Genomic DNA, 18,038 nt, shown 5'->3' with positions numbered 1-18,038 from the left:
AAAAGGGGAGAAAGTCTACTTTGCTTTTAAGCATGAGCTGGATTTGTTTCCATATAAGCAATAAAGCCAACCTCCATTATGGAAGGTTGGCTTTTCTTTTTATACTAAATACTTCTCTTCCTCAATAATTTTCACAGCGATTTCACGTTTTTTCGCAATTACATTTGTTGGTGTATGGCGAGTTAATTTACGTAATGATGATAGCATCATTCGTAAGGTGTCCCCTTCTTCTACAGCAATCAATGTTTCTTTTGCGTCTGCTTCGATTCGGTTGAAGGCTTCCTGTACATAAGATTGCGTGTAAAGGAACTTTTGTTTATTCTTTTCCTCACCAGTTTTGTTAATCGCCTTTTCTGTGCGAAGAATGGCTGATTCCATGTTATATACTTCTGCCGTCATATCAGCAAGATTCACTAAAATTTCCTGCTCATTTTCAAGCTTTTGCATATATTTTTGTGCTGCAAGCCCTGCGCCAAGCAGAACCATTTTCTTCGCATTTTTCAATAAATATTTTTCCTGTGCCAGTGTTTCGTCACCAACTTCTTCCGGCATCATCATCATTAATTCTTCTTGCAGGCTTTGTGCTTTTTGCAGTAATGGCAATTCACCCTTCATCGCTTTTTTAAGCAATGTTCCAGGTACAAGCAGGCGGTTAATTTCATTTGTTCCTTCAAAAATACGGTTAATCCGGGAATCACGGTAAATCCGCTCAACCTCATATTCCTGCATAAAACCATAGCCACCATGCATCTGAACTGCTTCATCTGCTGCATGATCCAATAATTCTGTACACATATATTTACCCATCGAACATTCGATTTGGTATTCGGCAATTGCCCGTGCTACTTCACGTCCATCTTTCAGCTGCTCATCCGTTAAAGCACCCATACGCTGTTCAAATAATCCTACTGTCCGGTACACAGCACTTTCATTTGCATAAATTTCAGCTGCAATTGTTGCCAGTTTTTCCTGAGTTAATGAAAAACTGGAAATTGGTGTATTAAATTGTTTACGCTCATTTACATATTTCGCAGCTAGTTCAAGTGCCCGTTTCGAACCACCCACACCACCTATTGCAAGTTTATAACGTCCCACATTAAGGATATTAAATGCAATAATGTGACCACGGCCTTTTTCACCTAATAGATTCTCGACAGGTACTTCCGCATCTTCTAAAACTAATGTACGAGTGGAAGAGCTTTTGATCCCCATTTTCTTTTCTTCAGGGCCTGTAGAAATCCCAGGAAATTCACGTTCAACAATAAATGCAGAGAAGTGTTCACCATCGATCTTTGCGTAAACAATAAATACATCTGCAAATGCCGAGTTGGTAATCCACTGTTTTTCCCCATTTAAAATATAATGTGTTCCTGCTTCATTTAATTTAGCTGTAGCTTTTGCACCAAGTGCATCTGAGCCTGAGCTTGGTTCTGTTAATGCATAGGCTGCTAATAATTCACCTGTAGCAAGTTTAGGTAAATACTTTTCCTTTTGCTCGTCATTTCCGAAAAATACAATTGGAAGTGAACCTATACCTACATGTGCTCCATGTGTTACCGAAAATCCACCGGCACGTGAAAATTTTTCCGTAATTAAGGAAGAACTGATTTTATCTAATGCAAGACCACCATATTCTTCTGGTACATCTGCACCAAGCAATCCTAATTCCCCTGCTTTTTTCAATAGCTCTACTGAATATTCAAATTCATGATTTTCTAGATTCTCAACCTTTGGAAGTACTTCTCCAACAACAAAATCCTCTGTTGTTTTCGCAATCATTTTATGTTCATCTGTAAAGTCCTCTGGGGTTATAACATCCTCACCCGTCAAATCTTCAATTAAAAATGCCCCGCCTTTAAAAATCTTATCTTTTGTTTCACTCATATGAATCGTTCCTTTCCATATTAGAATATGTTTTAAAAATGGCAGTTCCCTAAAAGATCGGGACTGCGTTTACTCGTCCCACCAAAAACATTTGTTGCTTTTGACACAAAAACTATAAAGTGCGACACAGTAATAATTCTTTTGTATGACTTCCTTCCACCCTTTAGAAGATGAGCGCTAATTCAGCGCTCCAGAAATACACTACGCTTTCCGCGGGCGGCTGGTGAGCCTCCTCGTGCTACGCACTGTGGGGTCTCACCTATGCCTTTCCTCCCGCTGGAGTCTTCGTGTATTTCTTCCGCTAGTATTCCGGTTCTGCCGATGTACTGCATTAGTATCAATATTCAATACATCAACCAACTCACCAGTCCGGGTGAGCGAAGGGCGGTGACTCCTGCGGGAACAGCACGTGTCCGAAGACCCCGCAGAGTGATTTTCTTGAGGAGGCTAAGGTCGTGCCCGTGGAAAGCATCCGCCCGGAGCGATCTCGGACGGCGATTATAACGAATACTTATAGAAAATAGTAATTATGTCGTCTTTTACATCAACTGCGATGATTAAAGAGCAACAAATGGTTTCGATGGGACGAGCAGTGCGCAGTCCCAGTATTTTGGTGGGCGAACGCAGTGCAGTCCCAAAATTCACGAAAAAGGCCATAAAAATTAACTAGATTACAAGAGTTCAAACACCCCGGCAGCTCCCATACCGCCACCAATACACATTGTAACTACACCAAATTGTACGTTACGGCGTTTCATTTCATGCATCAGGCTTAATGTTAATTTTGTACCTGTCATGCCCAGTGGATGTCCAAGTGCGATTGCACCACCATTTACATTCACTATGTTTGTATCCAAGTCCAATGCTTGGATCACACGAACAGACTGTGAGGCAAATGCTTCGTTTAATTCAAATAATCCTATGTCAGAAAGTTCCAATCCAGCTATTTTTAAAGCTTTAGGGATAGCTTCAACTGGGCCTACACCCATAATTTCCGGTTCTACACCTGCCACCGCAAACGAGCGGAATTTAACAAGTGGAGTCAAACCCTGTTCTACAGCTTTTTCACGATCCATTAGAAGAACTGATGCAGCTCCGTCACTCATCTGAGATGAGTTTCCTGCAGTTACTGATCCTCTTACATTGAATGCAGGCCGAAGTTTTGCCAGTACTTCCGCAGTAGTTCCAGCACGTACACCTTCATCCATCTCAAACATAGATTTCTTTTCTTCGATTTTATTCTTTTTGCCAATTACACGCTCTGTCACTTCAACTGGAACAATCTCATCATTAAATTTACCTTCCTGAATTGCTTTTGCTGCACGTTCATGACTTTGCACAGCAAATGCGTCCTGGTCTGCGCGTGAAATGTTAAAACGGTTGGCAACTTCTTCAGCTGTGTGACCCATTCCCATGTAGTAGCCTGGTGCATCCTGAACAAGCTTAGTATTAGGCTTGATCACATGGCCACCCATTGGAATCAGACTCATCGACTCTGCGCCACCAGCGATTATTGAGTCACTTGCGCCAACCATGATCCGTTCAGCCCCATAAGCAATACTCTGCAGGCCTGATGAACAATAGCGATTAATCGTAATTCCCGGAACATCATGTTTTAATCCCGCAAGTCCGGCAATATTTCTTGCCATATTCATCCCTTGTTCTGCCTCAGGCATTGCGCACCCGATAATAACATCGTCAATATTCCCCTCATAATTCCCGGCACGTTTTAAAGTTTCTTTAATCGTTAATGCAGCTAAATCATCTGGTCTTGTATTTGCCAGAGATCCTTTATTCGCTCTCCCTACAGGGGTTCTTGCACCTGCAACAATTACTGCTTCCTTCACATTCATTCCCCCTCTTCGTTTAATTGCGTAATGGCTTTCCTTTTAGTAACATGTGCTGCATTCTGGCTTGAGTCAGCGGTTCAGCAATTAAGCTCAGGAATGCTTCACGTTCTAGATCGAGCATGACTTGTTCATCAATCCATGTTCCTTCTTTAACCCGTCCACCTGATAATACATAGGCTAATTTTTCTGCAATTTTCACATCGTGATCGGAGGCATATCCGCCAAATCTCAATGTTTTTGCACCAAGTAGCATTGCTGCATATCCAGCTTCACCTACAACAGGGATCTGTTCGCGTTTGGGTGCCCGGTAGCCCGATTTTGCTAATGCCAGTACCTTCTCTTTTGCATCATATAAAAGATGGTCAGGATTCACACTAATGCCATCATTATTATCTAAAAATCCATTCTCCCTTGCTTCAGCAGCTGATGTGGAAACTTTGGCCATGGCTACTTTTTCAAATACATCATTCGCTACTTTAGTCAGGTCAAAATTAACTCCTTGTGGCAAATTACGAAGCTCTTTTAAATAAAGCTCTTTCGTTCCGCCACCGCCTGGGATTAGACCTACACCAAATTCAACAAGGCCGATGTAAGTTTCTGCTGATGCCTGAATAGCAGCTGCTGGTAGTGATACCTCAGCTCCGCCACCAAGTGCCATATTGAATGGTGCTACTACAACCGGTTTATTCGAATACTTGATATTCATCGCCATATCTTGGAACTTTCGGACAACCATATCAAGCTCAAAGAAATTATCATCCTGTGCTTCCATTAACATCAATGCAAGGTTTGCACCAACACAAAAGTTATTACCCTGGTTTCCGATTACGAGACCTTCGTAATTTTTATCAACTTCTTCGATAGCGAAGTTAACCATTTGCATAATATCAAGACCGATTGCATTGCTTTTAGAGTGGAATTCAAGACCTGCCACCCCGTCACCCAAGTCTATTAAACTAGCACCTGTATTCTTTTTAATAACGCCATTTACTTCTTTTAAATTTCTTAGATTAATATTCTTTTTATTAAAGGTTTGCTGCTTGTATTCAGCCTGGTCATAGTAATATACATTTCCATTTTCCTTTTTATAGAAGGATTCATTTCCGTTATCCAGAAGGTTAAGCACCCATTCAGGTACTGTTTCCCCTTCTTTTTGCATACGTTCCACTGATTTCCTGAGACCGATGGCATCCCATGTTTCAAATGGCCCAATTTTCCAGCCGAATCCCCATTTCATCGCCTGGTCAATCGAAACAACATCATCTGCAATTTCTCCAAGCAGTTCAGCAGCGTAAATTAATACAGGCTTAAGAATCGACCAAACAAGATCACCGGCCGGGTCTCCCTTCGCTGATACAAGCGCTTTCAATTTACGGTTAGATCCTTTTTCCTGTTTTGCCATTTCAGTTGCAGCTGTTTTTAGTTTTTTCAAGTCCTGGTATTCCATTGTTTCCGGATTCAGTTCATAGATGATGCTGCCATCTTTTCCTTTTTTCTTCAGGAAAAATCCTTGACCGCTTTTTGAACCAAGCCAGCCATTTTCCTGCATCCTTTTCATGAATTCCGGTACATCAAATACTTCTTTTTCAGCACCATCAACCTGGTCATATACATTCTTTGCTACATGAATGAATGTATCAAGTCCTACTACATCCAATGTGCGGAAGGTTGCACTTTTCGGACGACCAATCATTGGCCCTGTGACAGAATCAACTTCTCCGACACTGTATCCGCCCTTTAGCATTTCTCTCACTGTTACAAGCAGACCATATGTCCCGATCCGATTAGCAATGAAGTTCGGTGTATCCTTAGCCTCAACAACGCCTTTTCCTAAAGTATCTTCACCAAACCTTTTCATAAATGCGAGTACTTCAGGATCAGTATCTTTTGTAGGGATAACCTCAAGTAATTTAAGGTAGCGTGGCGGATTGAAAAAGTGTGTTCCGAGAAAATGCTTACGGAAATCCTCTGAACAATCTTCCGCCATATCTTCCACCGAAATTCCTGATGTGTTAGAACTTACGATAGATCCTCTCTTGCGATACTTATCTACATTGGCAAAAACCTTTTTCTTAACATCCAGGTTCTCAACTACTACTTCAATGATCCAGTCAACATCACTTAACTTTTCAATATCATCTTCCAAATTACCGACTTCAATTAAATCAAGGCTTTTCTTCGTCGTAATTGGTGAAGGTTTTTGTTTTAAAAGTGCTTTTTTACTTTGTGCTGAAGTGCGGTTACGTACAGCCCGATCCTCTAGTGTTAATCCTTGTTTCTCTTCACTCTTTGTTAATTCGCGTGGCACAATATCAAGCATTATTGTTGGAATTCCCACATTAGCCAAGTGTGCAGCAATTCCTGATCCCATAACACCTGAGCCTAAAACAGCCGCACGCCTGATTGATTGCTTCATATTTTATCCCCCAATCATAATTTGAATGAATACTCATTCATTTTACTGCTAAAAGAAAAAGATAGTCGCCTATCACCTAATTACTACTATAAATTAAATTCTGATATTTCGCAATAAAAATATCCATGTTTTTTAGAAAAAGCTGATTGCCGCAGATTTAGGACCCAGCTTTGCTGATGTTCTGGCTCTTGAGCTTGATGTACCTGCTCACTAGTGGAAAGCTCTCTAATCATTAGCAGGCTAAAAATAACTCGCATAAAAAATCCGCAAATAGGAACCATTCTTATTTACAAATCGGAATCATTACGGTAGTATAGAAAAAGTACAAAAATACAGCAATTGAAAGGGATACGCACATGAAAATTTTACAAGCAATTATGATATTACTTATAACAGCAGTAATTATTACTGGCTGTGCATCTTCAAATGATAAAACGAATAACACATTTGAACTTAATATATATACCTCGGTTTATCCCATTCAGTATGCTATTGAAAGAATTGGTGGAGATTCCATTTCAGTTAAATCAGTATACCCACCGGGCGTAGATGCACATACCTACGAACCGGCTTCAAAAGATATTACCTCTATCGCCAAAAGTGATGCTTTTTTCTATTTAGGTGCAGGCATGGAAGGGTTTGCTGAAAGTGCTTCAGAGGCGTTGAAAACACAGGATGTCGAATTAATAGAGATCGGTCAGCATGAAGAGTTGTTTCATATAGAAGATGTTAATCATGAGGATGAGAAGCATGAACATGAAGAAGAACATGCTCATGACGGCCATAGCCATGGCGACCAAGATCCGCATATATGGATAGATCCGCTTCGGATGCTGGAAATGTCTTCAATTATTAAAGATAAATTAATTGAATTAAACCCTGAATCCGAAAAAAAATACACTGAAAATTTTCATGAACTGGAGCAAGATTTACTTACTCTACATGAACAGTTTATCAATACATTACAAGGAAAAAGCAATAAAAAAATACTTGTTTCACATGCAGGCTACGGCTACTGGGAAGCACGCTATGGGATTGAACAAATTGCAATCAATGGGCTATCTTCCAGCAGTGAGCCCTCACAGAAAGAATTGATCGAAGTGATTAACCAGGCAAATAAATATAATCTGGATTACATTATTTTTGAACAGAACAGCTCCAATCGTGTTACTGAAATCATCCAGGAAGAGATCGATGCTGAAGCCTTAACCATTCATAATCTGTCTGTGTTAACAGATGATGATATCAGGCAGAATAATAATTATCTTTCCTTGATGAAGGATAATTTAGAGGTTCTTGATAAAGTAACTAACTAATGAAAGAGGTGTTTATCCATGACAGAACCCGTTGTTTCCATGAAAAATATAACCTATGCCTATGAACAGAAAAAAGTGTTGAGCCACATTAACTTTGAAATCCCCCGTGGAGCTTTTATGGGGTTAATTGGGCCTAATGGTGGTGGAAAAACTACATTAATCAAACTCATACTTGGGCTTTTGAAACCGGACGAAGGAACAATACAACTGCTCGATCAACCAATGGATAAATTCAATAATTGGAATAAAATTGGTTTTGTTTCACAGAAGGCTAATTCATTTAATAAAGGTTTCCCTGCGACCGTATTTGAAGTAGTTTCCATGGGTCTTACAGCAAAAGTAGGCTATCTGAAGTTTTTCAAAAAAAAACATAAAGAAAAAATACTCCAGGCCATCGATCAGGTTGGTATGCTCGACTATGCTTATGAGAACATCGGGAACCTTTCCGGTGGACAGCAGCAACGGATTTTCATTGCACGTTCGCTTGTGAGCGACCCTGAGTTATTAATTCTGGACGAGCCTACTGTTGGTGTCGATTATGAGAATGTCAAACGTTTTTATGAATTATTACATCGATTAAATGATCAACGAAATATTACATTATTACTTGTAACCCACGATACCGGAATAATGACAGAACATGCTACAGATATTGTTTGTTTAAATAAAACATTGCATTTTCACGGAAAACCGGAAGAATATTCTTCTCTGTCTGAAAAAGACTTATCCGGATTTTACGGTCATCCTGTAAATATCGTCACCCACAATCATTAACGCCTGGAGGAACAACCATGATAGCAGACTTTTTTGAATTCGATTTTTTACGCTATACTTTTTTAACAGGAATATTAATAGGAATTATCGCACCATTGCTCGGAACATTTATTGTTGTGAGAAGACTATCATTAATTGCTGATGCATTATCACATGTAACATTAGCCGGGATTGCATTTGGATTAATGCTTGAAAAAAAATTCGCAGTTACAATGATCACCCCTTTATACAGCGGGATGGCTTTTTCTGTAATTGGTTCCATTTTCATTGAAAAACTCCGCAGTGTATATAAAGCTTATCAGGAGCTTGCTATTCCGATTATTTTATCCGGTGGAGTCGGATTAAGTGTCATCTTTATTTCGATTGCAGATGGATTCAATACGGAATTATTTAATTATTTATTCGGTTCTGTTTCAGCAGTCAGTCTAAATGATCTCTATACGATACTAGGAATTTCTATTTTTATCATACTTGTTGTCGGTTTATTTTATAAGGAGCTCTTTACCCTTTCATTTGATGAAGAACATGCAACGATATCAGGGATTCACGCAAAAAGAATCCATCTCCTGTTTATCATTTTAACTGCATTGGTAATCGCAGCATCCATTCGCATTGTTGGTGTATTACTGGTATCTGCATTAATGACACTCCCTGTCGCAGCAAGCATGCGGCTAGCTAAAGGATTTAAACAAATGTTGTTTTTATCCATTGTATTTGGTGAGTTAGCTGTTATTATAGGGTTAATATCAGGCTATTACTTAAGTATCCCTCCAGGGGGTACAATTGTTATGGTTTCTATCATTATTTTACTAGTATCAATCAGTCTGAAACGATTTACTTTTACTGCAAAAAAAGTGAGGGAAGCGGAATGAATATAAATGAAGCAATCGATCTTTTAAAAGAGAAGGGTTATAAAACTACTGGAAAACGCAAAGAAATTCTGGCATATTTTGAAAAGGCTGATGGCTATCGAACTGCTAAAGACTTAATTCAGTTCATGGAATCAAGATATAAAGGAATTAGTTTTGATACAGTATATCGTAACCTGCATCTATATAATAAAGTAGGTATTTTGGAAACGACTGAATTAAATGGAGAAAAACAATTTCGAATGAACTGTACACACCATCATCATCATCATTTTATTTGTAATGATTGTGGTAAAACAAAGAAAATAGAAGTTTGTCCAATGGATGAAGTTCAAAACACCCTAGCTGAATATGCCATCGAAGGACATAAATTTGAAATCTATGGATTATGTCCTGTTTGTCAAAGTGCATGAATATTAAGCTCTATATAGCAATAGGTATTGGTGGGATGATAGGTTCAATGGGACGTTATGGAATTTCCATTTTATTCACTGCTGATCATGAATTTCCCTTTGCAACCTTGACTGCAAATTTAATTGGCTGCTTTTTGCTTAGTTTTCTATTAAACCATCCGTCTATAAAGCAGAAACTATCTCATGAGATGTTTACAGCTGTTAGCATCGGCGCGATTGGTTCTTTTACTACTTTCTCAACTTTTGCTGTGGAGACAATTGAACTCTGGAGTTCCAATTTACTTTTGGCAGTTGGTTATATTCTGATCAGTATACTTGGTGGATTAGTATTTTGTTATGTTGGTTTTAAGGCTGCTTGTCGCGGGCAGGTGGAACAATGAGTTTTTTTCTGGTAGCTCTCGGAGGATTTACAGGCAGTATTACAAGGTTTTATATTTCAAATAAAGTAAATAAACGGTTAATTGGTACGTGGATAGCTAATATTACAGGATCCTTTCTCTTAGCTGCTTTATTTATACTTTTCAAGACTGAAATTATCCCAGAATGGTTATGGGTCTTGGCAGGGATTGGTTATTGCGGGGCATATACAACTTTTTCCACCTTTGGAAATGAAACATTACAATTAATTTTTGCTAAAAAATACAAAATAGCTTTTAGTTATGTCGGTAGTTCACTGGCGATGTCGCTAATTGTTGTTTTCTCTGTTTTTTATATTTTTATGTAAGTAAGCTTTTTAGATAATTTATTCCCATTTTCTATCAAATTCGTGTATACTATTTTTTATACTGATAGGAAAGTATAACTTTTTTCAGGAAATCAGTATAAGGGCATAAGTAATACTTCGAAGCATTTACATCGCAGACGAAAAGTATTTTTCGTTGAACTAAGGCTTTCGCCATTAAGGCTTGGCGATAAGCCAAGTTTTCTAAGATAAGCAAGGTTAGGAGAAATGAACATGAACAAAGGAAAAGGACTTATTGTTGGAATCTTAACGATTTTAATCGCTGCTTTTATAGTTTTTGTTGTAATTATGCAAAATAACTTTAATAATCCTGAGTTTGCTCAAAGTGAACTGGGAAAAGTACAGATCTCCAGCGATGAAGAGAACACTGACAAAGATTCCAATGATATGAATCAATCAACAAATACAACTGAATCAGCTGATGATACGGATGAAGAAAATACCGAAGAAGAATCTGTTACGCATTCCACTAGAAATGTAACTGTTGAAATATTAAATGTGCGCAGTGGCCCAGGTGTGGATTATGACATAGCTGGTGTTGTAACAATTGATCAGGAACTGGAAGTAGAAGACAGTGGAGATGAATGGGTGGAAGTTACCACAGATGAATTCAGTGGTTATGTAAATGAAAAATATTTATCTGAAGAGTGATAAAAGAGCCCAGTTGAATGGGCTCTTTTGCTTTTCTATCCGAATACTTCCTGCAATACTTTAGATTCCTCATGATCCAGCATATTCTTTTGAATGACTTCATCCACTGGTTTATTCATCTGTTCTTTTAATTCATGAGAAGAATCTGATTCACCTACTACATAAATTTTTTCCCAGCTATGATCTTTAGCCCGCTTGTCCAATTTAGGTGCTATTTTTTTATACCAGCGATGCTGATTTGCCTCATAGCGGGCTTCAAAATTATCCTTTTGTAAATTGGTTGCACCAGGTCCCATGGCTGTATTTGCTTTACGTGGGCCTAATTTTTGACGCCAATCATCTGTTTTAATATCCAATTCAAAGGATGTTGTATCCTCAATTTCATTTAAATAAGATTCAATTACTTTTATTTCATTTTGCTGTACAAGTATGATCCCGGATTTAGGAAACTTATTTTTCAGTTCCTTGAGTTGTCCTAATTCAGGCGTTTCCTGCCAAAAGAACTCAGTTTCCACATGCATTTGTACACGGTCAGCAAACCACACCTCTTCATCCGCTGTAGCAAATACTACAACTCCTTTTAAGAAGTTTAGTTCATTTCCTTTAACAAATTTATCTACCTTCTGCTTAATTAATTGAAAGTTCTTCAGTTCTTCTTTATTATCATCTTCTTCTAAATACTGCTCAAAATTCCGGAGTCCATTTTTGAAGTGAATTCTCCATTCACCTCCCTGTTGATCCGGGTCTGATGGATCAGTATTTAAGTACATTGTAAAGACTTTATTTGCACCTTCTCTTCTGATACTCTCTAATCTCTTCAGTTCTTTATTTAAATTCATTAGATGTAGGCACTCCTTCTAATTATCATTTAGTAGTCTTTTTCCTATATTAATGATAAATAAACATACGAACAGGAAATCAGGAAATCAATTTTAGACCAACAGCAGATGAAAGCACCATTCCAATAAATAAAAGTCTCCGCCAATCCTTGGACTCTTTAAAAAAGATCATCCCGGCTAGTGCACTGCCTACTGTCCCCATTCCTGTCCATACAGCATATGCTGTGCTCATAGGAATGGTTTCCATGGCAATCGATAAAAAGATGAAGCTCAATACAAAACCTCCAAATAAAAGTGCAAGGGAGGAAAAATTCACTTTCTTGTTTACTTTATTTATCCCCATTACACCAACAACTTCACCAGCTCCGGCAAAAATAAGAAATATCCAATCCATTAGGAATGTCCCCCTTCCTTATCTGCAACTGGTGTAATTGTTTTCAAACCAAAGACACCACAAAGCAGCAGCATAATTAAAAGGATTTTACCCAGTCTAAACGGTTCATTAAAAACTAAAATCTCCATGATAACAGTTCCGGCAGTTCCCATACCTGTGAAGACTGCATAGGTTGTTCCAACTGGAAGCCTCTTCGATCCTATAATCAGCAGGTGCATGCTAAAGTATATCGCAAATATGGTTAATCCCCATGTCCACCAATTAAATGCATGCTTTAATCCAATGACCCAGCCAATTTCAATAATCCTGCCAAAAAAATAATATTCCAGTCGTTTTTCATCATAAAAACCTCCAATAAAAAAAGCCCTGGAGTGATATCAGTATATTGATATCCTCCCGGGCTTTTGTCCCTCCGTGTACACGTACGTGCGTTTTCTCTCGGACCAGACCAGCATTTCATTTCATACTGCGGAACCCTAGAAAACTTTTCGTTTATTAACTAAAATAATAACATTCGCTTCTAATATGGTCAACTTTACAGAATTTAAGCTTCAGATTCCGCTTCGCTTTCGCTTATTTGTTTTTCCATCTGCTTCAATTGATCTTTTAACAGCTCTTTCTCTTGATTGCTCACATCCACTTCACCATATCTCACCTTTTGGTAAACAGTCATATCTGAATTCATCCCAATTCGTAAAAACCAGTCCTCTATTGTTTCAAACGGTTTTCTTCCCCTATTATTTTTTGTTGCGAATCGTTCGAACTGCAGAACCATTCTCCGAACAGGGTGGTCAGGCTTTTTAAATAGATCTTTTAATCTATTTCTTAAAGAATGTATGTTTTGGCCTGAATCTTGATCCAGTTCACTATACGAAATGGATACATTTTTCTCTTTTTCCTTTTGTATACTCCGAAAACGCTTCCTTAAAAGAAAGAAGGCGAACGTTAAAAGTAATAGGACAAGAGCGATTAGCACAAATGATGTGATGCTTTCGATGGTAGTATAATCCTTAGCAGGTTCATTCCAATTGCTAGCATCACCACTTATCTCAGCTGGATCTTGTTTAGGTAACTCCTTTTTCTCTATTTCCAAGAAGCTGAAGAAACCAGATGTTCCGCTCAATAAGAGACTGAGTAATTGTAATAATCCATGCCAAACCGATATAAGCAGTCCACGAATTCCATCAAATAGCGTGAGAAACAATCCCGCACCTAATGCAAGGAAGCCAACAAAGTAAAGGGATAATTTTAAGTCGAATTCATTGCGCTCTTGTTTTGTAATGACAGCCAAGTGACTTGTGATGTAGCCGGTAATTAAGATGATTATTTGCAGGAATGCAAATATCATGATACGGCTATCCTGAATGAGTAGACTCATAATTGCTGTTAGCACTAGTGTAATGATTATATACTGATTTTCTCTGCTTATTACTTGCTCTTTGCGAATATTGATATATCTCCAGATAAATAAAATTGGGATTAATACAGCAGGTACAATAGGATACCCCCAAAAGTAAAACATCCCAAAGATAACAGGAGCGGTTAAAGCATACCAGAAGTAATTAACTGTAAATCTCGTAATTATAGTAAATAGAATTGTGGTGACCAGAGTAATTACTAAATAACTCCAATAAGGCACCCGGAAGAAATGATCGTACATGATTGGTAGCAGGATTAGAAATATGATGATTGCTTCACTAATAAAATGATATGCAAAAGAAATCGTTGGATGGTTATTTCGCATTTGTTATCCCATCCTTTTCTAAAGGCTTTATTATTGCTCCATCCTCTTCCTGCTTGACATGAAACACTGATTTTTGCACCATTTTCCATGAATCCATAGTTTGCATAGCCCCTTGTGGAATTTCTCCGATGAAAATAATCGTTTTCGGTTTATAAAAATATTTCCCTAAACGATGCAGCATTTTATTAATTGGCATAATCATCGATTGTTTATGAATTCTTGCCAGCATCTCCAGGGCTCGAGCATATTGATTCTTTCCTTCCCCTTCATGTAGATGAACATATGGAACCTTCCCTGGTTTACGTGAATTAATGAATATTTCATATGGAACTCCTTTTCGTGATGCATGTTCACATAAATAGGCCGTGTATGATAATAAGTTCTCCAAATTATTATTAAATCGCACCATATTTAAATCACTTGTTGTACCAAGGTTTATAATAAAAACATAAGCCATATCCACAACTTTTTCGTATACATTTGTCTGCAGGCTCTGGGATTTCACAGAAGCATTCCAATTGATTCGATGGAAAGGGTCACTATAACTGTAATCCCTCGTACCTAACTGGCTTTGAACATCTTCAAATGGGGATATGTTTGATCTGCCTTCACCCGGAATCATATGAAAAACGGTCTCTACATTCTGTACCCGAAGCAGCTTGGGAAATACGACAAACTCTGTCTGATAATTTGAATTATACTTTAATGTAAGCTGATCAAAATCAAATAGATGTGGAATAATGAATGTTATATTATAAACCTTTGAAACACCACGCTGTTCAGCTAAAACAGGAAGTTCAATGATTGTTTTTCTTTTCCGGAATATGGATAATGGAATTTTAATTTGATTCCAGTTATCTTCTGTATCCTCAACATGCTCATAGGCTTTTATGGCAGGTCCTGTTTGAAATTGAAATTCTCCATTAATGATTGGAAACACAGATCTATTTTGTAGATTAAGTGTTAATTTTGCTCCTTCACCGGGAAATAGTTTTACAGTTGTTTGCGGGGTGCTTAATTCCAGTTTTGTTCCAATTTCTTTATCATACAGCTTATGTATAATCAGATAGGCTGCAAAAACCCCCAGACCTATGAAAGCAATCTGATTGTTAAAGATGATTCCAATTAAAAAAAATATAATTATAGCACCAAGTATATAGTCGAAATTCTTTAAATGTTGTGCCCCAAATTCTTTTTGCCACTTCATTTGCCGACTGCTCCTGCCTCAACAGGTACGGAAACATTTTTAATAATCTCGTTCACAACTTGCCTTGCTGTCTTTTTAATAGAACCTTCCATTGATAAAATAAGCCTGTGTTCGAATATATATGGTACTAATTCCTTTATATCCTCAGGTGTGACATAGTTACGGTTTTGCAGAAAAGCCCGTGCTTGCGCTGCCCGCATCAATGCAAGCATTCCCCTTGGACTGATCCCGAGCTCTACATCAAAATGTGATCTTGATTCATGAATAAGACTTAATAAATAATCTGTAACCACATCGGACAAGCTTATTTGTTTAATCTCCTCCTGCAACATGCGGATCTTTTCCAGTGTCAGTGATGCAGTTATTTCATCATATGGGTCATTTGTTCGGTATGTATGTAAAATTCTTTTTTCCTCTTCATTGGAAGGATATCCTAAATCAATTTTAAATAGGAAACGGTCCAACTGTGCTTCAGGCAATGGGAAAGTTCCATAATTGCTTTCCACCGGATTCTGTGTTGCAAGCACGATAAAAGGTGCTTCCACTTTAATGGTTTCCCCATCAATGGTAGATTGATATTCTTCCATGACTTCAAGCAGACTGGATTGTGTTTTCGGTGTCGCCCGGTTAATTTCATCAGCAAGTAGTACATTTGAAACGACCGGCCCCACCCGAAGCTCAAATTCCTGCGTTTTCGGATTGAAAAAGCGGATTCCTGTCACATCACTGGGCAGGACATCAGGTGTAAACTGGACACGATTAAAATCACCTTCCATTACTTTTGCAAAACTTTTTGCCAATTTAGTTTTCCCCGTTCCTGGAACACTTTCCAATAAAACATGCCCCTGTGCCAGCAGCGCAATAAATAATAAATCAACAACTTCTTCCTTACCAAAAATAACATTGTTTAACGTCACTTTTGCTTGTTTTACTTGTTCCATTTCTGTAAAACCCCCATGTTCATAATTATTAATTTTCGGACAATTATAGTTATTATTACATATCTTTCATGCGTTAACAATTATATATTGATAAAAAAAGATGTCTCATGTAATAAAAACACTCGCTGGCGCAAATATTACTTGGTATGATAGTTGGTATTTTTAAGTTTTTTCGGGATAAAATATGCAGCTGTGGCAGAAAGAAAAGCAATAAGTAATGTTAGTAAAAACGAATTATGATTACTTATCATAACAGTTTCCTGAGATAGATTAGCACTCATATTCCACGCCTCTGTTATATCCGGAGTATATGTATATGTTAGAATAATTCCGGACAAAATCTGGAATAATGAAAATATAAATATAAAACTAACAGCAAAAATAATATACTTTTTCACTTATGACCCTCCCCTGTCTTTTTGTTCTTATATTTTTCGTCCGTATTGGAAAGAAAAAAGTTTCACTATAAGGCCTAAATTGCTCACATTACGCACAAATATTCAGATATCTACTGAATACCAATAAATAGAGACCAAATCATTATACGATTTGGTCTCTATTTTCTATAGGATTTAGAATGTTTCTCCACCACATATTAGATTTTCATAATTTTAACTTTCTTTATTTGATATCCATCCATTTCATCAATAGTGTATTGATGCCCATCAAATTCAATGGATGTACCTTCCTTGGCATCCAGATTATTTGTAAATACCCAGCCGCCGATTGTATCAATTTCCTCATCTATTAATTCTGTTCCCAACAGATCATTGATATCATCTAAATGAACTCTTCCTGATACAATTGTTGTGTTTTCATTAACTTCCTCAATCATAGGAACTTCATTATCATCAAATTCATCACGGATATCACCAACAATTTCTTCCAGTATATCCTCAACGGTGATCAGGCCCGCAGTTCCACCATATTCATCATTAACGATTGCCATATGGATTCGTTCCTTTTGCATTTTTAAAAGAACCTTTTTTATGGGCGTTGCTTCGGATATATGAAGAATTGGTCTGATATAATCCTCAATTGCTGCATTTTTATCTTTAAGATGGCTAGTAAAAATTTCCTTCAAATTTACGAGTCCAATAATATTATCCTTATCCTCATCAGCTACAGGATATCTGGTAAACTGACCCTCGAGGATTACGTCAAGATTTGTATCAAAACTATCTTCTTTGGAAAAATAAATCATCTCAGTGCGTGGAACCATTATTTCTCTTGCTACACGCTCATCAAAATCGAAAATATTATTTACATACATCATCTCTGACTGATTAATTTCTCCACTCTTATAGCTATCAGCAAGAATCAAACGAAGCTCTTCTTCACTATGTGATTCTTCATGTCCGCTCATCGGCTTTAACCCAACGGAACGTGATAAAAGTCGAGCAGAACCGTTTAAGAACCAGATAAATGGGAAAAGCAGCCGGTAAAACCATATAAGTGGTCTGGCAGTCCAAAGTGTAACCTGTTCTGCCTTTTGAATTGCCAATGTCTTGGGAGCAAGTTCTCCGACAACAACATGTAGAAAAGTTGCAATCAAGAACGATATAGCAATTGAAATCGTTGTTACAAATGCACTGCTAAATCCAAATTGTCCGATGATCGGATGAAGCATTTTTTCAAAAGTTGGCTCAGCAAGACGCCCAATTCCAAGTGCTGTAATGGTAATCCCCAACTGGCATGCAGATAAGTATTCATCCAGATGTGTGACAACCTGTTTGGCATAAACGGCGGATTTCTTTCCGTTTTCTATGTGTGGTTCAAGTTGTGTACTCCGTATTTTCACAATCGCAAATTCGGCCATTACGAAAAAAGCGGTCATCATTATCAGTACAGCAACTGCAAATAAATTAATTATGGTACCTATGTCCAATTAAGATCCCCATGTCTATGACATAAGGATTTCACCTCCTATTTTTTTGAAAATCCAGTCATCAAAATAAACGCTCTATTCGTTGATGATTCTAGTTCAATTGTAAAAAT

The 18,038-nt window shown here is 37.7% G+C and carries 18 protein-coding genes and 1 riboswitch; of the genes, 7 read left to right on the top strand and 11 right to left on the bottom strand.

The window, feature by feature from the left end:
- Positions 1 to 99 precede the first annotated feature (99 nt).
- The 3 genes from CIL05_RS15355 to CIL05_RS15345 form a co-directional block, all read right to left on the bottom strand.
- Entirely contained in the window at positions 100 to 1,884 is a 1,785-nt protein-coding gene (locus tag CIL05_RS15355; RefSeq protein WP_095656430.1) for an acyl-CoA dehydrogenase FadE, read from the bottom strand.
- A 671-nt stretch (positions 1,885 to 2,555) separates the two neighbouring features.
- Positions 2,556 to 3,731 carry an acetyl-CoA C-acetyltransferase gene (locus CIL05_RS15350; RefSeq protein ID WP_095656429.1) on the bottom strand — a complete coding sequence of 392 codons (1,176 nt, stop codon included), beginning with the start codon at positions 3,729 to 3,731 and terminating at the stop codon, positions 2,556 to 2,558.
- Positions 3,732 to 3,750: 19 nt separating this feature from the next.
- Positions 3,751 to 6,150 carry a 3-hydroxyacyl-CoA dehydrogenase/enoyl-CoA hydratase family protein gene (locus CIL05_RS15345; RefSeq protein ID WP_095656428.1) on the bottom strand — a complete coding sequence of 800 codons (2,400 nt, stop codon included), beginning with the start codon at positions 6,148 to 6,150 and terminating at the stop codon, positions 3,751 to 3,753.
- A gap of 356 nt (positions 6,151 to 6,506) precedes the next feature.
- On the opposite strand from CIL05_RS15345, the gene CIL05_RS15340 reads away from it, so the two are divergent.
- The 7 genes from CIL05_RS15340 to CIL05_RS15310 all read left to right on the top strand — a co-directional run bounded on the left by CIL05_RS15340 (position 6,507) and on the right by CIL05_RS15310 (position 10,915).
- Entirely contained in the window at positions 6,507 to 7,466 is a 960-nt protein-coding gene (locus CIL05_RS15340) for a metal ABC transporter solute-binding protein, Zn/Mn family (protein ID WP_095656427.1), read from the top strand.
- 18 nt (positions 7,467 to 7,484) lie between these two features.
- The gene (locus CIL05_RS15335; RefSeq protein WP_095656426.1) at positions 7,485 to 8,240 is read left to right on the top strand and encodes a metal ABC transporter ATP-binding protein; all 756 of its coding nucleotides are present in this window, start codon (positions 7,485 to 7,487) and stop codon (positions 8,238 to 8,240) included.
- A 17-nt stretch (positions 8,241 to 8,257) separates the two neighbouring features.
- Complete coding sequence (locus tag CIL05_RS15330; protein WP_095656425.1) at positions 8,258 to 9,112, top strand: metal ABC transporter permease; 855 nt, start codon at positions 8,258 to 8,260, stop codon at positions 9,110 to 9,112.
- On the top strand, positions 9,109 to 9,522 hold the full coding sequence (locus tag CIL05_RS15325; RefSeq protein WP_095656424.1) for a Fur family transcriptional regulator: 414 nt from the start codon (positions 9,109 to 9,111) through the stop codon (positions 9,520 to 9,522). The genes CIL05_RS15330 and CIL05_RS15325 overlap by 4 nt, the downstream gene beginning before the upstream one ends.
- On the top strand, positions 9,498 to 9,902 hold the full coding sequence (crcB, locus tag CIL05_RS15320; RefSeq protein ID WP_338066947.1) for a fluoride efflux transporter CrcB: 405 nt from the start codon (positions 9,498 to 9,500) through the stop codon (positions 9,900 to 9,902). The genes CIL05_RS15325 and crcB overlap by 25 nt, the downstream gene beginning before the upstream one ends.
- Positions 9,899 to 10,246 (top strand): fluoride efflux transporter FluC, encoded by a 348-nt coding sequence (locus tag CIL05_RS15315; protein ID WP_095656422.1) that lies wholly within the window; start codon positions 9,899 to 9,901, stop codon positions 10,244 to 10,246. The genes crcB and CIL05_RS15315 overlap by 4 nt, the downstream gene beginning before the upstream one ends.
- Positions 10,247 to 10,477: 231 nt before the next feature.
- Positions 10,478 to 10,915 carry an SH3 domain-containing protein gene (locus tag CIL05_RS15310; protein WP_165769144.1) on the top strand — a complete coding sequence of 146 codons (438 nt, stop codon included), beginning with the start codon at positions 10,478 to 10,480 and terminating at the stop codon, positions 10,913 to 10,915.
- A 35-nt stretch (positions 10,916 to 10,950) separates the two neighbouring features.
- Here CIL05_RS15310 and CIL05_RS15305 read toward each other — a convergent pair whose 3' ends face one another.
- From CIL05_RS15305 to CIL05_RS15270, 8 genes are all read right to left on the bottom strand, one after another.
- Positions 10,951 to 11,754, bottom strand: coding sequence for a VLRF1 family aeRF1-type release factor (locus CIL05_RS15305; RefSeq protein ID WP_095656420.1), 804 nt, complete (start codon positions 11,752 to 11,754; stop codon positions 10,951 to 10,953).
- Between the two features lie 79 nt (positions 11,755 to 11,833).
- Complete coding sequence (locus CIL05_RS15300) at positions 11,834 to 12,148, bottom strand: DMT family transporter (RefSeq protein ID WP_095656419.1); 315 nt, start codon at positions 12,146 to 12,148, stop codon at positions 11,834 to 11,836.
- A complete protein-coding gene (locus CIL05_RS15295) occupies positions 12,148 to 12,432 on the bottom strand; it encodes a DMT family transporter (RefSeq protein ID WP_338066950.1) in 285 nt (94 codons plus the stop codon). Before CIL05_RS15295 ends, CIL05_RS15300 begins: the two co-directional genes overlap by 1 nt.
- A 107-nt stretch (positions 12,433 to 12,539) precedes the next feature.
- Positions 12,540 to 12,639: riboswitch (guanidine-I (ykkC/yxkD leader) on the bottom strand.
- A gap of 53 nt (positions 12,640 to 12,692) precedes the next feature.
- Positions 12,693 to 13,892: a hypothetical protein gene (locus CIL05_RS15290; protein ID WP_095656418.1), complete on the bottom strand. Its 1,200-nt coding sequence runs from the start codon at positions 13,890 to 13,892 to the stop codon at positions 12,693 to 12,695.
- Entirely contained in the window at positions 13,882 to 15,099 is a 1,218-nt protein-coding gene (locus tag CIL05_RS15285; protein ID WP_095656417.1) for a DUF58 domain-containing protein, read from the bottom strand. Before CIL05_RS15285 ends, CIL05_RS15290 begins: the two co-directional genes overlap by 11 nt.
- Complete coding sequence (locus CIL05_RS15280) at positions 15,096 to 16,040, bottom strand: AAA family ATPase (RefSeq protein ID WP_095656416.1); 945 nt, start codon at positions 16,038 to 16,040, stop codon at positions 15,096 to 15,098. The genes CIL05_RS15285 and CIL05_RS15280 overlap by 4 nt, the downstream gene beginning before the upstream one ends.
- Before the next feature lie 137 nt (positions 16,041 to 16,177).
- Positions 16,178 to 16,438, bottom strand: a complete 261-nt coding sequence (locus tag CIL05_RS15275; RefSeq protein WP_095656415.1) for a hypothetical protein — start codon at positions 16,436 to 16,438, stop codon at positions 16,178 to 16,180.
- Positions 16,439 to 16,635: 197 nt separating this feature from the next.
- The gene (locus CIL05_RS15270; RefSeq protein ID WP_095656414.1) at positions 16,636 to 17,928 is read right to left on the bottom strand and encodes a hemolysin family protein; all 1,293 of its coding nucleotides are present in this window, start codon (positions 17,926 to 17,928) and stop codon (positions 16,636 to 16,638) included.
- Positions 17,929 to 18,038 lie beyond the last annotated feature (110 nt).

Origin of the sequence: Virgibacillus profundi, assembly GCF_002287375.1 — a bacterium.
Taxonomy (GTDB): Bacteria; Bacillota; Bacilli; order Bacillales; family Amphibacillaceae; genus Virgibacillus_K; species Virgibacillus_K profundi.
Note: the sequence above shows the minus strand (reverse complement) of the source record. Positions and strands in the feature narration are given on the sequence as shown.

What these genes read in the sequence shown, in the direction of transcription:
- CIL05_RS15310 (WP_165769144.1), top strand. Translation starts at nt 10,478, where the DNA reads ATGAACAAAGGAAAAGGACTTATTGTTGGAATCTTAACGATTTTAATC.
- CIL05_RS15315 (WP_095656422.1), top strand. Translation starts at nt 9,899, where the DNA reads ATGAGTTTTTTTCTGGTAGCTCTCGGAGGATTTACAGGCAGTATTACA.
- CIL05_RS15285 (WP_095656417.1), bottom strand. Translation starts at nt 15,099, where the DNA reads ATGAAGTGGCAAAAAGAATTTGGGGCACAACATTTAAAGAATTTCGAC.
- CIL05_RS15325 (WP_095656424.1), top strand. Translation starts at nt 9,109, where the DNA reads ATGAATATAAATGAAGCAATCGATCTTTTAAAAGAGAAGGGTTATAAA.
- CIL05_RS15345 (WP_095656428.1), bottom strand. Translation starts at nt 6,150, where the DNA reads ATGAAGCAATCAATCAGGCGTGCGGCTGTTTTAGGCTCAGGTGTTATG.
- crcB (WP_338066947.1), top strand. Translation starts at nt 9,498, where the DNA reads ATGTCCTGTTTGTCAAAGTGCATGAATATTAAGCTCTATATAGCAATA.
- CIL05_RS15330 (WP_095656425.1), top strand. Translation starts at nt 8,258, where the DNA reads ATGATAGCAGACTTTTTTGAATTCGATTTTTTACGCTATACTTTTTTA.
- CIL05_RS15300 (WP_095656419.1), bottom strand. Translation starts at nt 12,148, where the DNA reads ATGGATTGGATATTTCTTATTTTTGCCGGAGCTGGTGAAGTTGTTGGT.
- CIL05_RS15280 (WP_095656416.1), bottom strand. Translation starts at nt 16,040, where the DNA reads ATGGAACAAGTAAAACAAGCAAAAGTGACGTTAAACAATGTTATTTTT.
- CIL05_RS15290 (WP_095656418.1), bottom strand. Translation starts at nt 13,892, where the DNA reads ATGCGAAATAACCATCCAACGATTTCTTTTGCATATCATTTTATTAGT.
- CIL05_RS15340 (WP_095656427.1), top strand. Translation starts at nt 6,507, where the DNA reads ATGAAAATTTTACAAGCAATTATGATATTACTTATAACAGCAGTAATT.
- CIL05_RS15335 (WP_095656426.1), top strand. Translation starts at nt 7,485, where the DNA reads ATGACAGAACCCGTTGTTTCCATGAAAAATATAACCTATGCCTATGAA.
- CIL05_RS15355 (WP_095656430.1), bottom strand. Translation starts at nt 1,884, where the DNA reads ATGAGTGAAACAAAAGATAAGATTTTTAAAGGCGGGGCATTTTTAATT.
- CIL05_RS15305 (WP_095656420.1), bottom strand. Translation starts at nt 11,754, where the DNA reads ATGAATTTAAATAAAGAACTGAAGAGATTAGAGAGTATCAGAAGAGAA.